General features: G+C 56.8%; 2 protein-coding genes and 1 pseudogene. All 3 read right to left on the reverse strand.

Annotated features, from left to right (window positions below):
- Window positions 1-200: pseudogene (locus J5224_RS26965) on the reverse strand (type VI secretion system-associated FHA domain protein TagH); the annotation flags it as partial.
- Window positions 201-238: 38 nt separating this feature from the next.
- Complete coding sequence (tssG, locus tag J5224_RS26970; protein ID WP_264628229.1) at window positions 239-1,237, reverse strand: type VI secretion system baseplate subunit TssG; 999 nt, start codon at window positions 1,235-1,237, stop codon at window positions 239-241.
- A partial coding sequence (locus J5224_RS26975; RefSeq protein ID WP_264628230.1) for a type VI secretion system baseplate subunit TssF occupies window positions 1,201-1,656 on the reverse strand: 456 nt, incomplete at its 5' end. The genes tssG and J5224_RS26975, both read right to left, overlap by 37 nt.

Here is a 1,656-nt window from a genome sequence, read left to right on the forward strand (position 1 = left end):
AAACTGAAATGGCCGTCGCTCATCTCGATGCGGGCATGCTCCGGCAGCACGGCACCCAGCCTGTCGCGCAGTTGCCAATGGTCCTTTCCTGACGCCCCCAGCGTGCCTCCATTGTGGTCAAACTGGTGCTGCACCTGAGAATTGATATCCAGCTGTTCGCTGTTGAGAACAACCAGAGTGAGTGGATGACTAACGGTCACATTGACTCCTGAACGCAATGTATACGTGAAGACACGATTTACTCTTGAACACAGATGGTTACGTAAGGCTCCGTCGGAGGCTGCCCAAGGAAGCTGCTCCAACCCAAAATGCCGCTCTGCTCACTGCCCAACCTCAACCCTTTGGCTTCACCCTCGGCAAAGCCAAGGCGTAAATCCCAGGCCAACTGATCGCGCAGGATAAAAGAGACAAAACGCACCAGCGGCTGGAAGTGCTCGCCGTTGGGCAAGAAGCTAAGGAATCGGCTAAAGCTCAGGCTGCCAATCTTCAACAGGAACTTGCCCGCGCAGTCATTGACGCTGTCACCAATGACAAAATCACCGCCCAGCGCGATATTGGCCTTGCCCAGCCGGTTCTGCTGACTGTCGTGGATAGCCACCCGCCGTTTTTGCCAGGCCAGCACCTCGACGTCCTCCAGATCAAAACAGTGGCTCACCAGCCCCGCCACCACTTCCGGTGAGCGACTGGGACTGGCGAGTACTCCGGCATAAGAGAGCATCTTGGCGCGGTTGACCGGCAAGCTGTCGCGCACTGCATCGTTCCCCAGCCCAACCAGCGCAAACATCAGCCGTGAGAAGCCATCTTCGCCATCGTTCTGAAAACGCACGTGATAGCGGTATTTACGCCAGGCACGGTGCAGCAGCGTGAGCAAGCGGTGATGAAAGAAATCGAGGAACAGCCCCAGTTTCTGTTCACCCTGCGCGTACTCCCAGGCGAGATCGTCCAGGTAGTAGCCTGGCAGTGGCGACTGACTGCCATGCAGGCCCAGAAACGCCACCTCGAGCGCCTGACGTCCGTTCCCATCGCGCTCCACCTGTACGATATCGCCGGGATGAAAGCCGATAGACGCGGTGGAACGAAAACGCAATCGCTCTTGTTCCGGGCGGAAATCCAATGCCCGTTCCAGATCCACCCCTTCCAATTGGTTAAGCAGTTCCACCAACTGGTAAAAATTAAAGCGCGATGCGTCCTGATAGAACGTCACATCATCGAGTGCTGACCTATCTGCACCGGCCATCGGTAGCGCTCCTTGTTATCGAGATTGACCACCTCCAGCAGGTGGAAGGCGTTAACGCTGGCGTACAGTGAGAAAAAGTGCGCCAGCACGGTACTGAACAGATACAGCTCACCTTCGTTACCAAAGGCCGATTGCCGCACCGACAGTACCGATTTCAGACCACGCACCGGCATCCCCTGCACCAACCGGTCAATCGGTGTGGTTTCGATGGTTTCTATCCCAGCCAATCGCTTGCGCGATGCCTGTTCTGCCTGCTTATCGTGTAGCGCAGGAAAATCGTAGGTGCGCAGAATCTGCACCAGCGCATCACGGCGCAACAGCGACACATAGTTGAGTGACAGATTAGAGATCAGCGTCCAGTGCAGGCTGCCGTCCATCGCCGGACGCAGCGGCCGGGTAGGTCGCATCAGGTTGCGAAA

The organism is Candidatus Symbiopectobacterium sp. NZEC135 (assembly GCF_025962695.1).